13 protein-coding genes and 1 pseudogene are annotated in these 6,586 nt (G+C 64.0%); 5 read left to right on the top strand and 9 right to left on the bottom strand.

Going from position 1 to position 6,586, the window contains the following annotated elements; genetic code table 11:
* From AC1DW2_RS30720 to AC1DW2_RS30705, 4 genes are all read right to left on the bottom strand, one after another.
* A partial coding sequence (locus AC1DW2_RS30720; RefSeq protein ID WP_477007845.1) for an SDR family NAD(P)-dependent oxidoreductase occupies positions 1 to 493 on the bottom strand: 493 nt, incomplete at its 3' end.
* 57 nt (positions 494 to 550) lie between these two features.
* Positions 551 to 784, bottom strand: a complete 234-nt coding sequence (locus tag AC1DW2_RS30715) for a hypothetical protein (protein WP_477007844.1) — start codon at positions 782 to 784, stop codon at positions 551 to 553.
* Positions 781 to 960: a hypothetical protein gene (locus tag AC1DW2_RS30710; RefSeq protein ID WP_247302631.1), complete on the bottom strand. Its 180-nt coding sequence runs from the start codon at positions 958 to 960 to the stop codon at positions 781 to 783. Before AC1DW2_RS30710 ends, AC1DW2_RS30715 begins: the two co-directional genes overlap by 4 nt.
* Positions 957 to 1,175, bottom strand: a complete 219-nt coding sequence (locus tag AC1DW2_RS30705; RefSeq protein ID WP_477007843.1) for a hypothetical protein — start codon at positions 1,173 to 1,175, stop codon at positions 957 to 959. The genes AC1DW2_RS30710 and AC1DW2_RS30705 overlap by 4 nt, the downstream gene beginning before the upstream one ends.
* A 332-nt stretch (positions 1,176 to 1,507) precedes the next feature.
* Between AC1DW2_RS30705 and AC1DW2_RS30700 the strand changes: the two genes are divergently transcribed.
* From AC1DW2_RS30700 to AC1DW2_RS30685, 4 genes and pseudogenes are all read left to right on the top strand, one after another.
* A complete protein-coding gene (locus AC1DW2_RS30700) occupies positions 1,508 to 1,969 on the top strand; it encodes an Hsp20 family protein (RefSeq protein WP_477007842.1) in 462 nt (153 codons plus the stop codon).
* 77 nt (positions 1,970 to 2,046) lie between these two features.
* Positions 2,047 to 2,397, top strand: a complete 351-nt coding sequence (locus tag AC1DW2_RS30695; protein WP_477007841.1) for a hypothetical protein — start codon at positions 2,047 to 2,049, stop codon at positions 2,395 to 2,397.
* 206 nt (positions 2,398 to 2,603) lie between these two features.
* Positions 2,604 to 2,806, top strand: a pseudogene (locus tag AC1DW2_RS30690) (SOS response-associated peptidase); the annotation flags it as partial.
* A gap of 369 nt (positions 2,807 to 3,175) precedes the next feature.
* On the top strand, positions 3,176 to 3,391 hold the full coding sequence (locus tag AC1DW2_RS30685; protein ID WP_477007840.1) for a hypothetical protein: 216 nt from the start codon (positions 3,176 to 3,178) through the stop codon (positions 3,389 to 3,391).
* Positions 3,392 to 3,949: 558 nt separating this feature from the next.
* On the opposite strand, the gene AC1DW2_RS30680 is transcribed toward AC1DW2_RS30685, so the two are convergent.
* Positions 3,950 to 4,138, bottom strand: a complete 189-nt coding sequence (locus AC1DW2_RS30680) for a hypothetical protein (RefSeq protein WP_038937342.1) — start codon at positions 4,136 to 4,138, stop codon at positions 3,950 to 3,952.
* A 180-nt stretch (positions 4,139 to 4,318) separates the two neighbouring features.
* Complete coding sequence (locus tag AC1DW2_RS30675) at positions 4,319 to 4,513, bottom strand: hypothetical protein (RefSeq protein ID WP_477007839.1); 195 nt, start codon at positions 4,511 to 4,513, stop codon at positions 4,319 to 4,321.
* A gap of 87 nt (positions 4,514 to 4,600) precedes the next feature.
* Between AC1DW2_RS30675 and AC1DW2_RS30670 the strand changes: the two genes are divergently transcribed.
* A complete protein-coding gene (locus tag AC1DW2_RS30670) occupies positions 4,601 to 5,116 on the top strand; it encodes a YciE/YciF ferroxidase family protein (RefSeq protein WP_477007838.1) in 516 nt (171 codons plus the stop codon).
* A 20-nt stretch (positions 5,117 to 5,136) separates the two neighbouring features.
* On the opposite strand, the gene AC1DW2_RS30665 is transcribed toward AC1DW2_RS30670, so the two are convergent.
* From AC1DW2_RS30665 to AC1DW2_RS30655, 3 genes are read right to left on the bottom strand one after another with little or no spacing between them, the layout of a single operon-like run.
* A complete protein-coding gene (locus tag AC1DW2_RS30665; protein WP_477007847.1) occupies positions 5,137 to 5,607 on the bottom strand; it encodes a DUF3147 family protein in 471 nt (156 codons plus the stop codon).
* 2 nt (positions 5,608 to 5,609) lie between these two features.
* Complete coding sequence (locus tag AC1DW2_RS30660) at positions 5,610 to 5,957, bottom strand: DUF3147 family protein (RefSeq protein WP_477007837.1); 348 nt, start codon at positions 5,955 to 5,957, stop codon at positions 5,610 to 5,612.
* Positions 5,954 to 6,517 (bottom strand): phosphatase PAP2 family protein, encoded by a 564-nt coding sequence (locus AC1DW2_RS30655; RefSeq protein WP_038937346.1) that lies wholly within the window; start codon positions 6,515 to 6,517, stop codon positions 5,954 to 5,956. Before AC1DW2_RS30655 ends, AC1DW2_RS30660 begins: the two co-directional genes overlap by 4 nt.
* Between the last annotated feature and the right edge of the window lie 69 nt (positions 6,518 to 6,586).

Below are 6,586 nucleotides of genomic sequence, written 5' to 3'. Positions count from 1 at the left end.
GCACGGCGGCCTTCGCGAGGAAGAACATGGCGTGGATATTCACATCGAACGTCATTCGCCATTCCTCGTCGCTGATGTCGCCAAGATCCTTGAAGGTCGCCTGATGCGCGGCATTGTTGACGAGGATGTCGACCCCGCCGAGATCCCGGACCGCCCGATCGACGACCTTCCTGCAGTGGTCCGCGGACCTCAGGTCGCCCTCGACCAGAACAACCTTGCGCCCCTCCGCCTCGACGAGGGCCGCAACTTCCTTGGCGTCTTCGTGCTCCTCGAGATAGGCGATCAGGACGTCGGCGCCCTCGCGGGCAAAGGCGATGGCGACAGCTCGCCCTATTCCGCTGTCGCCACCGGTGATGATAGCCCGCTTGCCGTTCAGGCGGCCCGCCCCTTTGTAGCTGGCCTCGCCGTGATCGGGGCGTGGGTCCATCTTAGCGGTCACCCCGGGCATTGACTGCTTCTGACTGGGGTAAGGCGGCTTCGGATAGTCGGGCATCGGAATCGGTCTCCGCGGGTTGAGAGCGCGACAACCAACTGATGACAACCAAGGTTCCTAGCCCGTTGCCCGCCTCGCACCGGCTGCAGGCATCCGCGACGCGCTTGCGCAAAGAAGAAGAAACAGCGCCCGCACCGCCTTGTATGTCGCGCCTGCGCGACTGCACTCCGAGCCGGACATGACGACTTCGCCCGCGGCGGTGCAGACGGCCCATTTCCAGCGGCCGCGTCCCCGCTGCTTCAGCACGACGTCGTAGCCGGCAAAACGGTCCTCGTCGGTTTCGAACTTCATGCCGCGAACCGCTCCGGAAATCCGTCGCGTAGCTGGTCCAGAAGCCGTTGTTCGCGCTCGATCCGGCTGCAGTAGAGTTCGCGCTCCCTTTCGGTCTTCGCGCTGGCAAGGAGCAGGCGGTAGTGGGCGATGACCTTCTCGCTGCCGCGGATCAGCAGATCTGTGACGGCGGTCACGATACCGCCCCCGCGGTCGCAGGCGACGATTGTGGGGGTAACGTGAATGGCATGGGGAAGGTCTTGGAGGTCAATACCTCCAGCGCCGAGCTCTCCTCGGAGAGGCGCCGTTCGATGAACTGGCGTTCGAGGTCCGAGAGACGGGTCTTCAGCAGGCTGCGATAGCGGTGGATGTTGCGGTGCGCACGGATACGGGCAAAATCTTCATCGAGCATTGTCGCCACTCCTGACGGTCTTCTTGTCCTTTTCAGCTGCGAGAAACGGGAAAACGAATTCCCCGTTGCAAAAATATTCGGCGCAAAATCGCTGTCAAGATGGCAGTGGTGCAGCGTGCGAATGCTTGTGCCACCGGGTTAACCAAATCACGTTGGCCGAAAAATTTCCGACGGTCCTCTTGAAACCTCTTGTCGTTTTTCTAATTCATTTTTCGCCGCGAGAGCGGTGTGCCGGACGCCAGGTTGGGCCCGGCGCGGGCGCCGGCCGGCAGGTCCTCGGACCGCCGACTTGCGTCCCTTCGTAACCATCTTGCTCCTAGGAGGACTTGGATATGAGGACGACCTTCGACTTCGCGCCCCTGTGGCGCTCCACCATCGGCTTCGACCACTTGGCTGGCCTGGTCGATAGCGCGCTTCGTCAGGCGAGCGACGACAACTATCCGCCCTACAACATCGAGCGCTCCGGCGAAGACCACTACCGGATTACGCTCGCCGTCGCGGGCTTCGGCGCCGACGATATCACCGTAACGGCCGAGCAGAACGCGCTCACCATCGAGGGCCGGAAGCCGGAGAAGCCGGCGAGCGAATATCTCTTCCAAGGGATCGCCGCGCGTCCCTTCCGCCGCGTCTTCAACCTCGCCGACTACGTCCAGGTGAAGGAGGCCGCGTTCCGCGACGGCCTCCTGATCATCGATCTCGTCCGCGAGGTCCCGGAAGCCATGAAACCCCGCCGGATCCAGATCGCGGGCGCGACGGCTTCCTCGCCCCAGATCGAGCAGAAAAAGGCCGCCTGACGGCCATGCGGGCGGTGGTTGGTCCGCCGCCCGCATTCAAACCTTCCCTGGAAAGGAGCGTAAAAGGGAGACGACCAATGACCAACGCCAACACGAATTCCTGCACTCACCACCCTCTATTCCATCCGGCCGCGCACTACGCGTCTCCGGACGACGTCCTGAACGACCAGGAGCTGACCGCTCCCGAGAAGCGGGTCGTCCTGTCGTCGTGGGCCTCCGACATGTTCGCAGTCGAATCCTCGCCGGCCTTGCGCAAGATTCCCGGCATGGGCCGCCCGGTCCGGCTCGCGGAAATCCTTGCGGCACTGCGCAAATTGGACGGCGACGACGACGACCCGCCCCGCGGCGGCGGGGTGCCGATGCGGTTGCGGCGGCCTTGGGCCGCCGCGGTTGCCTTCGGAACGCGATGCTCACGCCAGCCGTCCTGACGATGGTGTTGCTCGGCAACGTTGCATTCCGCCTCCGAGATCTTTCGGCGGCTCATCGAAACGGTCGACGGCGTTGGAGCCGAACTCCTGGAGACCTACGCCAAGCATTGGGAAAGCGAAGCGGACAGGCGCGCGCACCGGATGCTGCTGGAATCCATCGGCGCCGGCTTCGCTCCCGGGTCGGCGACGGATTTTCTCGTGCGCTTCTCTTCGCGTTCCTGACGACGGAGCCGAACGCCGAAGTCGGCGGCGTGCACCGGAAGGCGATGCCGGTAATCCCGACGACACCCGACGAGGTCAGACGTGGATGGCCGCGCCGGCGGAAGAAGCGCTGAAGCTGCAGCGACGTCTTCCGGACGGGGCGCTGCTCATCGTGGCCCGCGGCGTGAAGGAAGATATGGTCGAGTAGACGAGCCCCGCCGACATACGCGAAGCCCGCCCGAGCACAGACGCCGGCTAGGATTCGCTCGGCGGCTTCACCCGATCCACCTCCGGGTGGCGGGATTGTGCAGCGGATCCTGCTCGCAGTAGGAGCAGACGTAGCGCTCGCGGCGTTGCCCTCTTCACCAGGCACGAGCTTTAGTGGCCGCCCCCACTCCGGGCACGCCTCCGGATCGGATGCCGTATCGTCATGGTGTCCCTGCCATGGACGAGCTGAGGCCCGCGCAGCCGCCCGCCTCAAGCGGAAACAGCAAAAGGTATGAAACCTGTGATCTCGTCTTGACGGCGACCTCGCGCCCGTCCTGAAATGCTCGCAAATGGTAGCCGGAGGTGCTCGATGGAGCAGGTATCCTACAGTGATTTGGCCCAGCGCGCGCGCGACCTCGCAGACAGGGCCGACCCCTTCACCAGGCGACGCCTGCTGAAGCTCGCCGAGAGCTACGATGTCAAGGGCGGCCGCGCGGGCGGGGGCCCGCGGCTCGCCGAGCGCCCCCTGCCGGTCCCCCGCACGACCCCACCGACCTCGATCTTCAGCGGACCGGGAGAGGCCTGACAGAGCAAGCCACAAGGCTGACTTCAGCCCACGGGCATCGTCGCGCCTCCGATCAAGAGGGCAGTTCTCAGAACCTGAGCATTCCGAACATGAAGAGAAACGCGACCGTGACGAGGGCCGAGATCAGAAGCGAGCCGAGGCAGCCGAGCCGGTTGGAGAAGAAAAAGAACATGGCGGCCCTCCAGCCACAGGCGTCAGTCCTGTACCAAGGTGCCTATCAACGCCAGCAAAGCCTGATGTTCAGGTCCGCTGCTGCCGGCGCGTCGGAATTGTCCGATCTCGATGAGGGACGCCCGCCCGCCGGAGGCAGCATTCGGCCGATGTGCGACCACAGGGACTCCGGTGTGCGGTTGACGGACTAGCCGCCAGATGTCGCCGTTCGAGCTTTCGTATAGAGTTCTTTCCGCCATTGCCTTCAACGAGAGAGGGGGGCGACTGTTCCCGCCCCGCTCTGCAGGTAGTCACAGCCTCTCCGGCGGCTAGTCTTCGACGCCGCAAACAACGACGCTCACCTTGAGGCCCCACTAGGAAACGTTGCGCCGGGTCTGCTATTTGCATTTACCCTTTTTGTTTTTCTTCTGCGCTTTTTCCATCGGAGCTTTTGGAGCGTTCTTCGAAGCGATCAGCCCCCTTGGCTAGATCGTGCCCGGTCTCGCTCTCGTTTTTCGCTTCCTCCTTGGCGGTTGCCTCGCGCAAGCCTTCAGCGGCCAGTTCCCCCGCTTTTGATGATTTTCCTTCGTTGTCCATTTGCTGCTCCTTCCGCTCGTCCAGAACACTTCCTCGTCTATCGGCGCCAACCCCGCCTTGCCCGAGACTGTTCCTGTTTATTTTGGCGGCTGCGTTGAATTGCGCCCAATGAGACGGGCCCCGGCGGATCATTAGGCGGAAGAGAGCTTCGTCCTCGAACGTCTCTCACCTGGAGCCCTTCTAGCTTGCAGGCCTCACCAAGATTAGGCTCGGATTCTGCCTGTCGTGAAGCATCCGGGCGAACTCCTCGCGATCCAGCTCGCGACCCTTCATCGCCATCTCGAAAAGCGCTTCCTGGATTTCACGCGGCATGTCACCCCACACGTCCATGGCCGCCCGTCCTAGCAGCGCCGCGAAGGTCTCGGTCCTGTCCATCGTTCTCTCCGTCCTTTGTCGCAGACGGGAACCGCCGAAGACCGCAGCGCGTTCCATTGCCATCATTGCGAGAGGAGAGATCGAATTATGGGCTTCTTCACTAAGGACATCAAAACGATGGACGACCTGCTGATCCACGGTCTGCAGGACATCTACTACGCCGAGCAGCAGATCCTGAAAGCGCTGCCGAAGATGATCGACAAGGCGACCAGCCGGGATCTGGTCACCGGTTTGAAGAGCCATCTCGAGGAGACCAACAAGCAGGTCCAACGGCTCGAGAAGGCCTTTGCGAAGCTCGGCAAGGCGCCGAGCGGCACCAAGTGCCCCGCCATCGACGGCATCATCAAGGAAGCCGACGAGACCGCCGGCGAGATCGAGGACAAGGCCGTGTTGGACGCCGCCATCGTCGCCAACGCCCAAGCCGTCGAGCACTACGAAATGTGCCGCTACGGCACGCTGATCGCCTGGGCCGAAGAACTTGGCCACGACGAGATCGTGCGCTTCCTGACCACGAACCTCAACGAGGAGAAAGCGGCGAACACCAAGCTCAACACGGTGGCGCTCCGCAAGGGCGTGAATGCCAAGGCCTCTGACGCCGCGTAACCGGAAATCCTCTGTCACACTCAGCGGCTCCGCGACATCGCGGAGCCGCTTTTCCGTCGAGCCGAGCGCACGAGGCGGAATCGGCGCCGCACGAACCAGGCCGTCACAGCGACAGCCAGCCATGACAGCGATGCGCCGATGAAAGTGCCCGCAACGCTCCGTTCGACAAGGACCCAGAACACAGCGGCGAACGCCAGCATGCCGAACGCGCCCAGTGCGGCACCGGCGGCGTCCAGCGCTGCGGCCTCTTGCCCTCGTCGCCTTCCTTCGAGCCCCGCCTCCTTCTTGCGCCGGATTTCGTGCGACTCGATCAGGGTCGCGCTCGCGCAGAAGATCGCCGGCAGCGCGAGGAAAAGCCCGCCGACCGAAGCTCCGCAGCGGCTGCTGACGAGGCCCGTGAACACGGTCGCAGCACCGCCCAGCGCGAATCGGACAAGGTATTCGTACCAGCGGCCTTCGTGCAGCGACGAGAGCGAGACCTTGATCGGGATCGTCACGCCTGTCCTCCCGAAAGCGCCCAGAGACCGAAGGCCGCGGTCAACCAGACGACGATCGACAGTAGGGACGCAGGCAAGGCCCGCATCCGAGTGCGCATCAGAAGCTGGCAGACGAAGACGCTGTAGACCATGAGCGCGGCCGCGCCGGCCATCATGGCCTTGCTTTGCGAGCCGGCGTAGCCGGCCCCGTGCTGGTAGATCGCTATGCCGAGGGTCGCCAGCGCCACGGATGGCGCCGCCCCGAACAGACCGGCGAAGCTCTTGGGCTTCAGCACGTCGGCCAGCATGGRGAACGCCGACACGACGGCGCCTCCGATCAGGAAACGGATGACGTACTCGCTCATCTCGGCTCCTTGGCCGGATAGCCGGTCAGCGGGCGAAGCATTCGCTCGAGAACCGCACCGAGCGCGAAGCCCGCGACGACGTCACTCGCCCAGTGCGCCAGCACGACGATGCGCGTGACGCAGAGGCCGACCGCCAGCGCGCGGATCGCGCGGCGCGGCCCCGCAGGCAACGGGCCGGCAGCGGAGGCGAGCGCGCCCATATGCAGCGCGTGCCCGGACGGAAAGGCATCCTTGCGTTTGCCGGAGAATGAGACTCCGTTGAGGTGCCCCAGCACGGTCTTCCGGTCCGGACGGGTTTGGTCGAAGACGGCCTTCATTAGATGCGGCAGAACCGACGCGGTTGCCGCCACAAGGAGGGCATGGTCGCCGGCGCGACGCAGCGACTCCCTTCGCGTGCGCGTAACCACCCAACCCGCCGCGGCCAACGCCAGCAGGATCTTCTCGTCGGCGCCCCAGGTCAGTCCGCGGGCGACCGTCTCCGTAAGATGGTTGGTATGCCGCGCTACCGCCCGCGCGATCCGCACGTCGGCATCTGTCGGTTTCACGTTGACAAAGGCCATCTGTTCGCTCGGTTTGGATTCGGGATTCCACAACTCCCAAGCGGGTCCTTGGTTCTAATTTAAAAAATG

It is taken from the genome of Bradyrhizobium sp. P3_C3, from assembly GCF_056402655.1.
The sequence above is the reverse complement of the archived record's forward strand: the minus strand, read 5'-3'. Positions and strand labels throughout refer to the sequence as shown.